The sequence below is a fragment of the Kribbella sp. NBC_00382 genome (assembly GCF_036067295.1).
Classification (GTDB): domain Bacteria; phylum Actinomycetota; class Actinomycetes; order Propionibacteriales; family Kribbellaceae; genus Kribbella.
Genome location: NZ_CP107954.1, coordinates 2,750,007 through 2,765,098 on the forward strand (window position 1 = coordinate 2,750,007; position 15,092 = coordinate 2,765,098).

Here is a 15,092-nt window from a genome sequence, read left to right on the forward strand (position 1 = left end):
CGAAGGAGTCGGCGGCGGCGGTTAGGGCGCTGGGGTGAGTTCTACGGTGCCGTCTATGAGGAGTTCGAGGCTGGTGTCGCCGTAGCGGATTCGGGTGGATTGGTTGGCGGTTCGGGCGGTGATTCGGGCGGTGGTTAGGCGGCCGACGCGCCAGGTCAGGTCGACGGTGAAGCCGCCTCGGGCTCGGAGGCCTCGGACTTCGCCGTTGGGCCACGCGGTGGGGAGGGCGGGGAGGAGTTCGATTTCGTCGGGGGTGGATTGGAGGAAGAGTTCGGCCAGGGCTCCGGTGGCTCCGGTGTTGCCGTCGGTGGAGTAGATGTTGGAGGTGGCGCCGGCGATTCCGCCTACTGAGTAGGAGAGGAGGTTGGATTCGCTGGCGTCGGAGACCAAGGCGCGCAGGTGGGCCAGGGCCTGGTCGCCGTTGAGCAGGCGGGCGTAGTACGCCATCAGGTTGGCTTCGACCCACTCGGTCTGTTCCCAGCCGTCGGCGGACTGGCGCCGGTTGATCGTGGTTTCGCAAGCAGCAGCCAGCGCAGGGTGTTCGCGGGGCGTGATCTGGCGCTCGGGGTAGAGGGCAATCAGGTGTGAGGTATGCCGGTGGCTCGGGACGGCTTCGTCGAAGTCGGTGAGCCATTCCTGGAGCTGGCCGTGCTGGCCGATCTGGAACGGTGGCAGCTTCTTGCGGGCGGCCTCGAGGTGGCTGCGGAAGGCGTCGTCGGTGTCGAGCAGGATCGACGCCTCGGCGCAGATCCGGAACAGCGCCTCGATCAGCACGGTGTCGCAGGTGGCGCCCATCGACAGCGAGCATTGGTCACCGTCAGGGGTGAGGTACCAGTTCTCCGGCGAGTCCGACGGACCGCTCAGCAGCAAGCCGGTGGCGGGGTCTTCGGTCAAGTATGCAAGGAAGAACTCGGCCGCGTCCCGCAGTACCGGATAGGCGCGCGTCTCCAAGAACGAAAGATCGCGGTTGTACTCGAAGTGCTCCCACAGTTGCAGCGAGATCCAGATCCCACTCGTCACATGCATGCCCCAACCAAGCCCCCACCCCGGCGCGGAATACCCCCAAGCATTGCTGACCGTGTGCGAAACCCACCCCGGTACGCCGTAAAGCTCACGAGCCGTCCGTTGCCCGCTGGCGCGCAGCCGGTCGATCCAGTTGAACAGCGGCAACTGGCATTCGCCCAACCCGGTGATCTCGGCGGCCCAATAGTTCTGCTGAGTGTTGATATCGAGGTGAAAGTCGTTCGTCCAAGGCCCACCCGATGCCAGCCCGTCGTTCCACAATCCCTGCAGCGCAAGGGGAAGTGGCGAGTCCGCGCGCGACCCGGCGATGGTCAGGTACCGCCCGAACTGGAAGTACAAGGCAAGCAACTCGGGATCCTCGGCACCCTTGGCCAGCAACTCGCGACGCTCATCCGTCGGCAACTCCCGGACTGCCTCGCCGGTGCGTCCGATGTCGAGCGCGACCCGGCTGATCAGCGGGGTGTAGTCGTCGAGGTGAGACTGCTTGAGCGTCGGGTAGTCGGCCGCGCCAGCCACCAGACGTGCTGACCTTTCCGCCGGGTCCGCGCCGAGCCAGTCGGTGCCGATGGCAATCAAAAGAGTGGCGGAGGTGGAGTTCTCGACGGTCAGATGGTTGTTAAAAGCAACAATAGAGCCGTCGGTTGTCACGCGGGTGCGGATGTCGACCGAGGTGCCGGCGGATCCGTTGCTGTGCAGGCTTTCGTGGGGCCCGGTAGGTGAGCTGCAGGACGTCATCCAAGGCAACTGCTGTGCCTTCGCTGAAGGAAACTCGGAACGACGTCGGCGCGCTGCTGGTCAGCCGCACCACGATCACTGAGTCCGCATGCGAGGCGAAGACCTCCCGCTCGAAGACGATCCCGCCGCGTTCGAACTGCGTCCGCACAATCGCGTCAGTCAGATCGAGCGACCGTTCAAACGCGGTCGTCGGTCCGTGAACAGCAAAGAAGTCCACCAGGAGTTCCGGCAGCTGGACATTCGTACCGAAGCTGGTAGGCCGCCCAAGCAAGTGCTCGCCAGCCAGTGCCTGAGCGGCGGAGTAGTCACCGGCCAGCAGTAGTTCGCGAATCGCCGGCAGGTTCTCCAGTGCCGTCGGGCTGACATCCGTAGAACTAGCAGCCCCGGACCAAGCCGTTGACTCGGAGAGCTGGATGCGTTCCACCCGGTCGCCCGAGTAGACCATGCCACCCAGACGCCCGTTCCCGATCGGCAATGCCTCGAACCACCGCTCCGCAGGCCGGCTGTACCAAAGCCGCCCACACTCAAACGACGAGGTGGACGGCTGTGGCTGAACTACCGAGGACTCAAGCATGAGCCCAACCCTAGGCGAATTAATTCACCAGGGTAAGTATGCGGCTCAGCGGGTGGGATCGTGCAGGTCGGGACGCTCGCTCGGGGTGGTGATGGTGACCTCGAGCGGCGCGGCCTTGGCGGTCGGCGGGTTGATCTTGCCGACCGTGATCGGCAGGTTCAGCTTGCTGTTCGCCAGGTCGATGTCGATCGTCGCGCCGGTGTCGTTCGGCGTGGTCCACTCGAGGTCGCTCAAGGTCACCGCGAGGCCGAGTATGCGGCCCTTCGGGATCACCTCGTCCTGCGCGCGCAGTGGCACGGTGACGTTGGCCCACTTGCCCGGAGTCAGCGGTTTCGGCTTGCTGAGCGAGGCGCTGTGCGCGGCGTCGATCCAGCCCCGGCTGACGATGCCGTGGTCGCTCTCCTCGGTCAGCTTCTGGGTCTCGAAGTAGCAGGAGTCGTCGTAGCTGACGCTCGAGCCGTAGCAGCTCTCATCCCTGGTTTTGGTCCGGATGCCGGCGTACCGTTCCGCCTCGCCGTACTCGACCAGCCGCGCGGTCACCGGCGTGGTGGCCGAGTCGGACTTGATCCGCAGCGTCACCGTCGCTGTGCCGCTGACCCTGATCGCGGCCGGCAGCGGCGCGGACAGGAACATCTGCCGGCCCGCGATCACCTCCGACGGGGTGGCGACGATGTCGTCCTCGGTCAGCGACGGCTCGTCGGTGATGGTGACCGTTCCCTTACCGAACGAACCGAGCTTGCCGGCAGCGAGCGGGACCGGCACCGTCTTCTTGGTGGCCGGCCAGGTGCTGTAGTTCTGCCACTTGTCCGGCGCGGTCTCGACGGTCGCGATCGGTTCGCGCATCACGTTGTTCTGCAGACCTTGCAGCCAGTAGTCGAACCACTTGTGCAGCTCGTCGGTCCACTCCTTGCGGCGGAACTCGAACGGGTCGACGTGGTCTTCCAGGCCGAGCCAGATCTTGCGCTTCACACCGAACTTGGCGAGCGCGTCCCACCATTGCGCGAAGTGGTTGGTCTGCACGTTGTAGTCGCTCAGGCCGTGCGTCAGGAAGACCGAGGCCTTCACCTTGCGCGCGTCCTTCACGTAGTCGCGCTCGGCCCAGAAGCTCGTGTAGTTCCCGGTCTCGTCCGCGTCCTGTTCGCCGAGGTCCGCACGGACGGCTTCGCAGGCGGGTGTCTGGTGGCCGACGTAGTCGCCGAGCCAGGGCATGTAGTCGATCGAGTACGGCACCCCGCCGGAACGGGAGTAGTCGTACCACGACGAGATCGCCGAGATCGGCACGATCGTCTTCAATCCCCGTACGCCGGTCGCCGCGACGCCGTTGGCCAGCGTTCCGTCGTACGACTTGCCGATCATCCCGACCGAGCCGGTGGTCCAGGTCGCGCTGACCGGATCGCCGCTGCCGGTGTGCGCGGTGTTGCGGCCGTTCAGCCAGTCGATCACCGCGACGACGGAATCGATCTCGTCCTTGCCGCCGACGTCGCCGCAACCGGTCGAGCGGCTGGTGCCGACCACGTCGACACCGACCACGGCATAGCCGAGCGGGACGAAGTAGTTGTCGTAGTACAGCGGCATCTTCTGGATGTCGCCGTTCTCGTCGTAGGTCTTGGTCTCGCCCTCGTTGCCGCGTCCGCAGCAGGAGTAGTACGGCGAGGCATCCATGATGACGGGGATCTTGCGGCCGGCCGCGGCGGGTTCGCGCGGCCGGACGATGTCGACCGCGATCACGTCGTTGGTGCCGTCGGAGTCGGTGTCCATCGTGGTGTCGACGTAGACCGACTCACGGATCGCGTTGCCGTAGTCGTAGACCGGCTTGGTACTGCGCGTGCGCGGGTCGACGTTCGGCGGTACCGACGAGGTTGCGGCCTCCGTGGTCGCGGGCGGCGGGGCCACCTGCGCACCCTGGGCCGAGTTCAGTTGCTCCGGGGTCTCGGAGGGGGCGACTACTCCAGCTGGTCCGTCCTGCGGCGGTGCGGCGGCAGCGGTACCCGTGACGGTACCCAGGCACACCAGTGCGCTGGACGAAGCCAGAAGGAGGACCCTGGCGCGGACGGTCGTCATGGCTTGGAAGGCTAGTCATTCCAGGGCCGCAAAGCCAGGTTCTGATGACATTGCCCGCCAGTTATCAGCCACACACGGTAATGATGGCGCCACTTCCGATAGTGTGACCGCCACCCAGGGGGAGATGCACGGAAGGTGGGTAAGGCGATGAACCTGCGAGCACCGGTGACACTGCTCGATGTGGCGCAGCGGGCAGGCGTGTCCGTAGCGACCGCCTCCCGCGTTCTGAACGGTGGGGACAGGGTGCCGCGCCCGGAGCTGCAGGAGCGCGTCAGGGACGCCGCGGCGGCGCTCGGCTACACCCCGAACGCGCAGGCCCAGGCACTGGCGAAATCGTCCACCAACGTGGTCGGCATCCTGGTCCACGACATCGAGGACCCGTACTTCGCGGCGATCGCGAACGGCGTGATGCGGGCCGCCGACGAACGCGGTCTGCTGGTGATGATGGCCAGTACGTTCCGTGACGCCGACCGTGAGATTGCTTACCTCTCTTCTCTACGCGCCCAGCGGGCCCGGGCGGCCGTGATGATCGGTTCCCGTCGTACCGACGCCGAAGGGCTGGCCCGGACGGCGACCGAGGTCGAGACGTTCCTCAGCTCGGGTGCGGGGCTGGCCCTGGTCAGCCAATCGGGCATGCCGGCCCACACGATCGAACCGGACAACCGGGCGGGCGCGGCCGAGCTGGCGCGATCTCTGGTGGGTCTCGGGTTGCGCAAGTTCGGCGTACTGGGTGGTCCGGAGGGGCTGGCGACCGCGCGGGACCGGCGGGACGGGTTCGTTGAAGGTTTGGCCGAGGCGGGGTTGCAGCCGGTCGCAGTACAGGCTGGTGAGTTCACTCGTGACGGTGGGCACGCGGCTGCGCTGGAAGTCCTTGCCAGCAAGGCGGATCTCGACTGCCTGTTCGCCGTCAACGATGTGATGGCGGTCGGCGCGATGTCGGCGCTGCGGTCGCAAGGGGTCGACGTACCGGGGCAGCTCGGGGTGGCCGGCTTCGACGACATCGCAACGCTGCGGGACGTCTGGCCCGGGCTGACGACTGTGCGGCTGCCGCTGGAGCAGATGGGTCGCCGTGCGCTGGAGCTGGCCGTCGAGGGCGGCGAGCCGAAGACCGAGACCTTCAAGGCCGAGGTCGTACTCCGGGAGAGCACCCGGCAGCGCTGAGCGTTGCCGATGCTGAATATGCTCGCGGGGTGACTGATCCCGTGCAGGTCTCCGAGATCTTCGACCCGTCGGCCTGGAAGCAGGTGGATGGGTTCGAGCTGACCGACATCACGTACCACCGGGCGGTGGACGCGGGAGTGGTCCGGATCGCGTTCAACCGGCCCGAGGTGCGCAACGCGTTCCGGCCGCAGACGGTCGACGAGCTCTACCGGGTGCTCGACCATGCTCGGATGTCATCGGACGTGGGCTGCGTGCTGATCACCGGCAACGGGCCGTCGCCGAAGGACGGTGGCTGGGCGTTCTGCTCCGGTGGCGACCAGCGGATCCGGGGCAAGGACGGCTACAAGTACGCCGAGGGCACGACCGCCGACACGATCGACCCGGCCAAGGCCGGGCGGCTGCACATCCTCGAGGTGCAGCGGTTGATCCGGTTCATGTCCAAGGTCGTCATCTGCGTCGTACCGGGCTGGGCCGCGGGTGGTGGCCACAGCCTGCACGTCGTCTGCGACCTGACGCTGGCGTCGGCCGAGAATGCGCGGTTCAAGCAGACGGATGCCGATGTCGCGTCGTTCGACGGTGGTTTCGGGTCGGCGTACCTGGCCCGGCAGGTCGGCCAGAAGTTCGCCCGGGAAATCTTTTTCCTTGGTGACGAGTACTCGGCGGAAGATGCTTACCGGATGGGCATGGTGAACAAAGTCGTGCCGCACGCGGAGCTGGAATCGGTGGCGCTCGAGTGGGGTAAGAAAGTTTGCGCAAAATCACCGACCGCGCAGCGGATGCTGAAATACTCGTTCAATTTGATCGACGACGGCCTGGTCGGCCAGCAGATCTTCGCCGGTGAGGCGACCCGGCTCGCCTACGGCACCGATGAAGCAGCAGAGGGCCGCGACTCCTTCCTGGAGAAGCGGCCCGCCGACTGGTCCGGCTATCCGTACGCCTTCTAGAAAACCCTTGTAGGCAAGGCGATTACGACTGCTTCCACTGCTGCTCGGCGGCGCCGGTGCAGCGGCGGAGGAACAGCCTGCCACCGTTGTCACCCTTGTCGGCGGTGATGCACTTGCCTTCCGCCGCGGGGTTGATCAGTTCGTTCTTCTGGGTCACCCGGAACTGCTGGGCGGCGTTGCCGTTGCAGGCGACCAGCTGGACCGGGGTGTTCTCCGCGATCGAGCCCCAGGCCAGGTCCATGCACTGACCCAGTGAGCGGACCGTGCCGTCAGGGTTGAACGACCAGGTCTGGCCGGCGCCCTTCGTGCAGTCCCACACCTGCAGCGGGGTGCCGTCGTTGCCGGAGCCGGCCCGGCCGTCCTTGACGTCGACGCAGCGCTTCGAGCCCCCGCTCTGCAGCGTGGTCGGGGTGTCCTTGCGGGGCTGCAGCGCCTGACCCTCAACGGCCATGCCCTGTTTACCCGGTTCTGTCACCTTGACCGTCGTAGTGGCCGTAGATGTTGTGGTGGCCGTCACAGTGGCCGGTTTCAGTGCGGCCGGCGGCGGTGCCGTCACCGTCACCGCCGGGAGCGTCACGGTGGTGCCTGGCTGAACGACGGTCACCTGTCCACCGGGTGCGGTCATCGTCACCGTGGCGGTGGCGACCGAGACGCGCGGAGTGGAGGTGACGGTGGCCGTGGAGGTCGTGGTGGCGGTCGCCGTAGTGGTTGCCGTCGGCACCTTGGTCGGCGTACCGGCCGGGGTTTTGAGGGCGAGCGGAGCGTCGACCGCGACGACGGTGTCGGACTTGGATCCGCCACCCAGGTGGGTGATCAGCGGTACGGCGACGGCCGCGCCGGCCACGAAGGCGGCGACGAACGCGGTCGTCGTCCAGGCCCGGCGGTCCGGCATCGGGGCCACCCGCGGCAGCAGGGGGCGACGGGCGAAGGTCTTGGCGAACCGAGCCGATTTCTCTCGGCTGGACCGGCTGGAACCGGGCGATCGGAAAGGCCGCACGTCAACTCCATGGGTGGGGGCGGAGGTGGCCTGCCCCTCGTTGTCAGGGCATGGCCACAACGAGAATCTCCCGAACCGGGGGCCGGAGTCAACGGATCCGTGAGTCACGCTCTCATTACGGTCAGAGACTGGATTGTTGCTGATTGTTCACCTACAGTCAGCGTTAATGGTTGCATTCTTCCACTAAGTTCAAGATCTGAATTCCAGGTCCTCCGCCCCCCAAAAGAGGTCCCGACATCGACGAGATCAGCGCGAGCCGGATGAAAGCCATCGAGCTTTGTCTGGCCGAACGCGAAACCCTGCGCCGCTATGTCAAGGGACTCCTCGGCTGGAATACGTTTGCCGTCGAAGATGTGATCCAGGAGACACTGCTGCGGGCCTGGATCCAGGCCGAGAGCCTGGACTGGGAGAGCCGGCCGATCCGGATGTGGCTGTTCCGGGTGGCGCGCAACCTGGTCATCGACCTGCACCGGCGGGAGAGCCGGGCGATCCCGGTCGGCCTGTGCCAGGACGAGTTCGAGCCTGGCGTCAGCGAGCCGGACCCGGCCGAGCAGGTGGCGCAGCGCACGGTACTGGTCGAGGCACTCGGCCGGCTGTCGCCCGCGCACCGCGAGGTGGTCACCCGAGTTCATCTTTGCGGCCACCCAGGCGAAGATGTGGCCATGGCGTTGAACGTCCCGCTCGGGACAGTGAAGTCGCGTACCCACACGGCCGTCCGTACCTTGCGGGGGGATCTGTTGCGTCGCGGATGGGGCGAGGCCGCTGCATGACGGCGATGCAAGGGGGCGGTGGTGTCCGCCAGATGCTCGGATACGCAGGCCTGGTGTTGCTGGGGCTCGTCCTGCTCAACCTGCTGGTCCGCCGGCTCGGCGGCTGGAAGCGGCTGTTCCGCTGGATCAAGCGCGAGTTCAGCCGGACGGTCCACGCGTTCTACGACCCGATCGCGGCCCGGATCCGCTATCGATTACGGGTACGGTTCCTGAGCCGGATCTTGCGCAACAAGGCCGGCTGGGCCCAAGCCGAGCAGGCGATGGGCTACGCGGCGGCGATCGACTCGGCGATGTCGCCGTACGCGCTGGCGCTGGCCAAGCAGCGGATCGGAGTACTGGTCGCTGGGATCGCGGCTGAGCGGCCGCTGCCGCCTCCCTGGGAGAAGGACGAGATCGATCCGCGGTTGTGGTGGATCGAGCGGCGAGACCTCGCCGAGTACTCCGCGCCAGGCGGGTACATCCCGCCCCAGACGCCCCTGCTGGCTTGCCTGGGGACGGACAGCACGGGGAAGAACGCGATCATGATCGACCTGCTGGCCGGGCCGCCCTCGCTGTCCGTGTACGGCGTACCGCGGACGGCGCGCGCCGTCGTCCAGGCGCTGGCCGCGCAACTCGACGTACGACTTCCCGCTGGTGCGGTCGAGGTCGCTGATGGGATTCATGGCAAGCATGACGGAATGCCGTTGGCCGATGCGATCCAGCGCCGTGGTGCGTGGTTCGTGATCGGTGCCGAGCAACTCGACCGGCCGGTGCCGACCGGCGTACGGCTGGTCAGCCTTGGCGTCGGCCGGGGGAGCTCTCGCCTGATGGAGACGACACCCGACCGCGGGCTGCGATTGCACGGCGCGGCATCGTGGCTGGAGATCGACCCGCTGCCGCTCGCTCGGGCGGTCGCCAAGTCGGTACTACGGATGCCGCCGCACGACTTCGAAACGCGTGGACCGTCCGGGCCGGCCGTTGGTGCGGATGATCTGGGCGACCTCGAGCTGCCGGTTGGTGTTGCTGGGGTGTCGGTTCTCGGAGCTGATGCAGGGCGACCGAACGATCTGGCGTCCGATGGGAAGGCGCCGTCGTGGAACTGAACCTCACAACCGTTGAGCAGCAGGGCAAACGGCGTACCGACCGGGTGATCCGGCTGCCTCGTGGACTGTCCGTCGGCGGGTTCGCCGAGGGACTCGGACGGCCCGGGCTGTCTTTGTTCGTTGGGAATCGCAGGCTGGACGCGGGTGCGCCGCTGGCTGGCTCCGGTGTTCGTGACGGCGGGGTGCTCGGTGTCGGTGCCCCGGCCGAGATGCCGAACCTGGTGCAGAGCTCGGCCGGTCCGGCGCCGGTCGTCGTCGAGTTGCACGCGGTGTCCGGGCCGGAGGCTGGGCGGGTCTGGCGGATCGGGCCGGGAAGCCATGAGATCGGGTCGGATCCGTTGTGCTCGATCAAGCTCAGCGGCAGCGGCGTACCGTCCCGTGGGCTGTGGGTGACGGTCGGCCCGTCGGGCGAGACGTACTGGCATCAGACCGAGCCGATGCGCGGCAAGGTGATGAGCCGCCGGATCGGGCCGCCCGAGGACGACGCCGCGACGAGCGCGATCCGGGTCGAGGACGCGTTGAACCCGACGGATCAGGCGTCGCCGGCGAGCGATCCAGGTGAGGTACCGGTCGGGCAGGTCAACGAGTGGCCGCCGGAGGAGGACCTCTCGGTCGGCTCGGTGTTGCTGCGGTGCAGTGGGTCGCTGGAGCCGGTCGCCGCGATCAGGGCTGCCGACGACGGCTTCGGGCTCGACTACAACCGGCCGCCGCGGATCGCGCCTCACTTGGACGACAACAAGCTGCGGCTGCCCAATCCGCCGCCGCCCCCGGCGAAACGGCCCTTCCCCTGGCCGGTCGTGCTCGCACCGGTCGTGCTCGGCATGGTGATGGTCGGGCTGTTCAACTCGTACTACTTCCTCGTCTTCACGATGCTCAGCCCGCTGATGATGGGCATGAACTACTTCAGCGGCCGGAAGAGCAACCGGGCCGAGCACCTCGAAGCGATCCGCCGGTACAACGCGCGGCGGGCGGCGCTGGAGGAGGAGATCCATGTCGCGGTCACGCGCGAGCGGCTGATCCGCAACGTGACCGCGCCCGATCCCGTTCGCGTTGCCCAGTTGGCGATGCGGCCCGGTAGCCGGTTGTGGGAGCGTCGGCGGAACGACCCTGACTACCTGCTGCTCCGGCTCGGTACCGCGGATCAGGCGTCGCTGAAGGAGCTCGACGACCAGGGCCGTGAGGAGAATCACCGGACGATTCGGTGGACGATCCCGGATGCGCCGGTCGCCGTGCCGCTACGTGGGCATGGGGTGATCGGCGTTGCCGGGCACTATGCCGAATCGCGAGCTTTGGCCAGGTGGTTGGTGATCCAGTCGGCGGTGCTCCATTCGCCGCGGCAGTTGCGGATCGTAGTACTGGCTGAGCCGGATCGGATGGACGACTGGGCTTGGGTGCGGTGGTTGCCGCATCTGCGACCTGAGGGTTCGCCGGCGGCGGTACTGATCGCCAACGACGAGGCGACGACTGTTGCCCGGGTCACCGAATTGATCTCGCAGGTGCAGGGGCGGCAGCGGCGGATTGAGGCCTCTAGCAACAAACAGGAGCCGTTGAGCGATCCCGAGGTCGTGGTGATCGCGGATGGTGCGCGGCGGCTGCGGGACGTACCGGGCTTCATTCAGGTGTTGACGGACGGGCCGGCGGTCGGCGTCTACAGCATCTGCCTGGATCGTGATGAGCGGTTGCTGCCGGAGGAGTGCGGCGCGGTGATCGCGACCGGGCTCGAGACGCTGACCGTGAAGCGGCCCGGGTTGCCGGACCAGAAGAACGTGCGCGCGGATCTGGTGTCGCCGGAGTGGAGTGAGCAGATCGCCCGGGCGCTGGCGCCGGTGCGGGACATCAGCCCCGACCACGACGCCGGTCTGCCGAAGATGGTCAAGCTGCTCGAAGAGCTCGACCTGGAACCGCCGACCGCGGAAGAGTTGCTGTCGCGGTGGGAGCGGCGGCCGGGCAGTACTTCGTTCATCCTCGGTGCTGACTTCGACGGGAAGTTCACCCTCGACCTGGTCGCCGATGGGCCGCATGCACTGATCGCCGGTACTACGGGATCGGGCAAGTCGGAGCTGCTGCAGACCCTCGTCGCGTCGCTGGCCGCGGTCAACCGGCCGGACGAGTTGACCTTCGTTCTTGTTGACTACAAGGGCGGTAGCGCCTTCAAGGAGTGCGCGGGCCTCCCGCACACGCTGGGCATGGTGACCGACCTGGACTCGCACCTGGTCGAGCGGGTGCTGGAGTCGCTGGAGGCCGAGCTGCGTCGGCGGGAGCGGATCCTGGCCGATGCGGATGCCAAGGACCTGGTGGACTACCAGGCCAAGCGGCTGGTCGATCCGTCGCTGGGGCGGTTGCCGCGGCTGGTGCTGGTGATCGATGAGTTCGCGGCGATGGTACGGGAGATTCCGGACTTCGTTCCGGGGCTGATCAGCATCGCGCAGCGTGGTCGATCGCTGGGTATTCACCTGATCCTCGCGACGCAGCGGCCGGCTGGCGTGGTCACCGGTGACATCCGGGCGAACACCAACCTGCGGATCGCGTTGCGGGTGACGGACCAGGCGGAGTCGCAGGACATCGTCGACGTCAACGAGGCGGCCTCGATCACGCCTGACATTCCGGGGCGCGCATTGATCCGGCGCGGGCCGCGGCTGGCCGACCTGTTCCAGACGGCCTGGGTAGGGGCCGAGCGCAACGTTGCGGATGACTTGATCGAGCAGGCGCCGGCTGAGCCGTCGAGTGTTCGGGTGCTCGACCTGGACTGGGAAGCGCTTGGGCGGGCGGTGGCGAAGGATGATGCGCCGGTCGAGGTGGATCAGGGGCCGGCGACGTTGGCCGTTACCGACTTGATGGCGCTGGTGGAGGCCGTTCGGTCGGCTGTTGATCAGCTTTCGGACTTCGCAGTACAGCCGAAGCCTTGGCAGCCGGCGTTGAGCGGGCAGCTGCTGGTGTCGGATCTGCCGGATACTTCGCACAAGGAGCTCTTTGCGCCTTATGCGCTGGAGGACTTGCCGGCTCTGCAGCAGCAGCGAGTGGCCGGTGTCGACTTTGAGACTTTTGGACATCTGTATGTGATCGGTGCTCCGCGGTCGGGGCGGACGCAGATGCTGCGGACCTTGGCGGGGTCGGCGGCCAAGAACATCAGCGTCGCGGATCTGCACATCTACGGGATCGATGCTGCCGGTGGCGGTCTTGCCGTCGTGGAGACGCTGCCGCATTGTGGCGCGGTCGTCTCGCGGCACGACATGGAGCGGATGAGCCGGGTACTTCGCCGGCTGAACCAGGAGATCACCGAGCGGCAGGAGCTGGCCGGCAAGCACAACGCGACCGGCCTGACCGAGCTGCGGAAGCTGCTGCCGAAGGGTTCGCGGCCGGCCCACATCCTGGTGCTGATCGACGGCTGGGACGCGTTGTCCTCGATGCTGGACGATCACGACCAGGGGCAGGTGCTGCAGGACGTCATGCGGCTGCTGCGTGAGGGCGCTGGTGTCGGGGTGCATGTCGTCGCGACTTCCGAGCGGTCGCTGCTCGGTGGTCGGTTGGCGTCGCACAACGACCATAAGCTGCTGCTGCGGCAGGCGGATCGGACTGATTACCAGGCTGCTGGGTTGCGGCTGACGAAGGTACCGGCGAATGTCCGGCCGGGTCGTGGTTGGCATGTGTTGACCGGGACCGAGACGCAGATCGCCATCCTGGCTGAGGGTGGCGGTACGGCGCAGGTGGACGCGATTCGCGAGATCGCCGCGGAGGCACGCAAGCGCGACGCGAAGGTGCCCGCGGACCGGCGGCCGTTCGCCGTCGCCGAATTGCCTTCGTCGGTGGAGTTCGCGGCGGCGTACGAGCTGGTGGCGGCAGACGACCGGCGGCCGCAATGGGGTCTCATCGGCCTCGGTGGCGACGAGGCCGGCGCGTTGGGCGTCGACCTCAGTGGGGTGGCGTCGTCTTTCGCAGTACTGGGCCCACCCGGCTCGGGCCGCAGCAACGCCCTGTCCTCCTTGGCCGTCTCACTCCTAGCCGGCGGTACTTCCCTAGTACTGATCACCCCGCGCGAAACGCCTTTGCGCACCCTCGAGCGGCACCCTCAAGTCGTCCTGATGACCCACGCCGACCCCGGCGAAGACATGCTCCGCGCAACCCTGGACGCCATCAACGGCCCCAAGGTCGTCATGATCGACGACGCCGACCTGGTCATGATGGCCGCCGCCGACAAACTCCTCAAAGAGATCGTCATCTCAGGCCGAGACAACAACGTAGGCCTAATCTTCGGTGCCTCCACAGACGGCTTCCAATCCGGCATGGGCGGCTGGCCCACCGCAGCCCGAAGAGCCCGCCGAGGCCTCCTGATCGAGCCCCGCTCGATCGGCGACGGCGACCTAATCGGCGTCCGCCTCTCCCACAACATCACCCGAGCCACCCCCAAAACCGGCCGAGCCTGGACCACCGGCCCCGGCTCCACCCCCATAGCCGTCCAAATCCCCCTGACAACATTGCGGGCCTGACGCATACGCCGCAACCACCCGGCCAACACATCGCGGCGACCTTGTTCACAGACGCCACCGCATGCTCTTCTTGGCCACATGCTGAGTGCGAGTGCGAGACGGTTGCAGGCGTACGAACGGCGGTCGGCCTGGATCTTGACGGCTGCCGCCGTGTTCTTCCTGGCGGTGTACGCGTGGCCGATCCTCCAACCCGGTCTGCCTTCCGGGCTGGTGCGGGCTTGCTCGGTCGCGAACCTCACCATCTGGATCGCCTTCGGCCTCGACTACCTGGTACGTCTCACCCTTGCGCCCAGGAAACGACGGTTTGTTCGGAGCCATCTCTTGGACCTGGTGGTGCTGGTCCTTCCGTTGCTGCGTCCGTTGCGAGCGCTGCGGGTTGTGACAGCTCTCGCGCGGTTGAACCGGACGTCGGTCTCGGTCCGCGGGCGTACTACGGCGTACGTCGTCGGCGCTGTCATCCTGCTCGGGTTCGTCTCGGCGCTCGCGGTACTCGACGCCGAGCGGGAGGTCGCCGGTGCCAACATCACCTCGTTCGGAGACGCGATCTGGTGGGCCGCCACCACGATTACCACGGTCGGCTACGGCGACCAGTTCCCCACGACGGCCGAAGGCCGCTCCGTCGGTGTCGGCCTGATGATCGGCGGCATCGCCCTCGCCGGCACCATCACTGCCGCCCTCGCCTCATGGTTCGTCGAACAGATCAACACAGCCGAACAAGCCGAAACCACCACCCGAGACGAACAACTAACCACCCTGCTAGCCGAAGTCCAAGCCCTCCGAGTCCAACTCAGTCATCGCCCACAGGCCTGACCTTGATCGCCGAGCCAAGCGGCTCAGCCGACCTTTTGCCTTTCCTGTGGGCTCTGGGCGTGCGAAGGGCCCCAGGTTGTTGCCTGGGGCCCTTCGAGGTGGTGCGGGGGGACTACTTCGACTGGTTGAGGCTGGCGCTGATGCCTTGGTCGAATTGTTCGGCGTTTTCCTTGATGGACTTGAACATGTCGGAGAAGTCCTGGATGCCCTTGACCGCTGCCTTGAGGCTGGTGTCGAAGTTGTTGTAGGTGTTGCGGATGACCTCGCTGGACTGCTTGAAGACCATTCCGTCGTCGACCAGGGTGTTCACCCGGGTGCGCAGGTTCTCGATCATCGGGGAGATCTGGTCGTGCGCGTTCGTCATCAGGTTGCAGACCTCGACGATCTTGCCGTAGTCGAGGTTGATGCCGTCGTAGGCCATGGCGGGTGCTCACTTTCTGGGTTGGGGTGA

Annotated in this window: 11 protein-coding genes; 6 read left to right on the top strand and 5 right to left on the bottom strand. The window is 66.8% G+C overall.

The window, feature by feature from the left end; genetic code table 11:
• Positions 1–21: 21 nt before the first annotated feature.
• The 3 genes from OHA70_RS13610 to OHA70_RS13620 are packed head-to-tail and all read right to left on the bottom strand — an operon-like array spanning position 22 to position 4,393.
• Positions 22–1,671 carry a glycosyl hydrolase family 95 catalytic domain-containing protein gene (locus tag OHA70_RS13610; protein ID WP_328332279.1) on the bottom strand — a complete coding sequence of 550 codons (1,650 nt, stop codon included), beginning with the start codon at positions 1,669–1,671 and terminating at the stop codon, positions 22–24.
• The gene (locus OHA70_RS13615) at positions 1,640–2,332 is read right to left on the bottom strand and encodes a glycoside hydrolase family 95 protein (RefSeq protein ID WP_328332281.1); all 693 of its coding nucleotides are present in this window, start codon (positions 2,330–2,332) and stop codon (positions 1,640–1,642) included. The genes OHA70_RS13610 and OHA70_RS13615 overlap by 32 nt, the downstream gene beginning before the upstream one ends.
• Before the next feature lie 45 nt (positions 2,333–2,377).
• The gene (locus OHA70_RS13620) at positions 2,378–4,393 is read right to left on the bottom strand and encodes a Xaa-Pro dipeptidyl-peptidase (protein WP_328332283.1); all 2,016 of its coding nucleotides are present in this window, start codon (positions 4,391–4,393) and stop codon (positions 2,378–2,380) included.
• A 147-nt stretch (positions 4,394–4,540) separates the two neighbouring features.
• Here OHA70_RS13620 and OHA70_RS13625 point away from each other — a divergent pair, with 147 nt between their 5' ends.
• Together OHA70_RS13625 and OHA70_RS13630 are read left to right on the top strand one after the other, a co-directional pair.
• Complete coding sequence (locus OHA70_RS13625) at positions 4,541–5,554, top strand: LacI family DNA-binding transcriptional regulator (protein ID WP_328332285.1); 1,014 nt, start codon at positions 4,541–4,543, stop codon at positions 5,552–5,554.
• A 29-nt stretch (positions 5,555–5,583) separates the two neighbouring features.
• Positions 5,584–6,498, top strand: a complete 915-nt coding sequence (locus OHA70_RS13630) for a 1,4-dihydroxy-2-naphthoyl-CoA synthase (RefSeq protein WP_328332287.1) — start codon at positions 5,584–5,586, stop codon at positions 6,496–6,498.
• A 22-nt stretch (positions 6,499–6,520) separates the two neighbouring features.
• Here the strand turns inward: OHA70_RS13630 and OHA70_RS13635 are convergent, their stop codons facing one another.
• Positions 6,521–7,390 carry an RICIN domain-containing protein gene (locus OHA70_RS13635; RefSeq protein ID WP_328332289.1) on the bottom strand — a complete coding sequence of 290 codons (870 nt, stop codon included), beginning with the start codon at positions 7,388–7,390 and terminating at the stop codon, positions 6,521–6,523.
• Positions 7,391–7,755: 365 nt separating this feature from the next.
• On the opposite strand from OHA70_RS13635, the gene OHA70_RS13640 reads away from it, so the two are divergent.
• From OHA70_RS13640 to OHA70_RS13655, 4 genes are all read left to right on the top strand, one after another.
• Positions 7,756–8,265, top strand: a complete 510-nt coding sequence (locus OHA70_RS13640) for a sigma-70 family RNA polymerase sigma factor (protein ID WP_328332291.1) — start codon at positions 7,756–7,758, stop codon at positions 8,263–8,265.
• A gap of 32 nt (positions 8,266–8,297) precedes the next feature.
• The gene (locus OHA70_RS13645; protein ID WP_328332293.1) at positions 8,298–9,347 is read left to right on the top strand and encodes a hypothetical protein; all 1,050 of its coding nucleotides are present in this window, start codon (positions 8,298–8,300) and stop codon (positions 9,345–9,347) included.
• Complete coding sequence (locus tag OHA70_RS13650) at positions 9,338–13,831, top strand: FtsK/SpoIIIE domain-containing protein (protein ID WP_328332295.1); 4,494 nt, start codon at positions 9,338–9,340, stop codon at positions 13,829–13,831. The genes OHA70_RS13645 and OHA70_RS13650 overlap by 10 nt, the downstream gene beginning before the upstream one ends.
• A gap of 78 nt (positions 13,832–13,909) precedes the next feature.
• Positions 13,910–14,641, top strand: coding sequence for a potassium channel family protein (locus OHA70_RS13655; protein ID WP_328332297.1), 732 nt, complete (start codon positions 13,910–13,912; stop codon positions 14,639–14,641).
• Positions 14,642–14,753: 112 nt separating this feature from the next.
• Here the strand turns inward: OHA70_RS13655 and OHA70_RS13660 are convergent, their stop codons facing one another.
• On the bottom strand, positions 14,754–15,062 hold the full coding sequence (locus tag OHA70_RS13660; protein ID WP_270134663.1) for a hypothetical protein: 309 nt from the start codon (positions 15,060–15,062) through the stop codon (positions 14,754–14,756).
• Between the last annotated feature and the right edge of the window lie 30 nt (positions 15,063–15,092).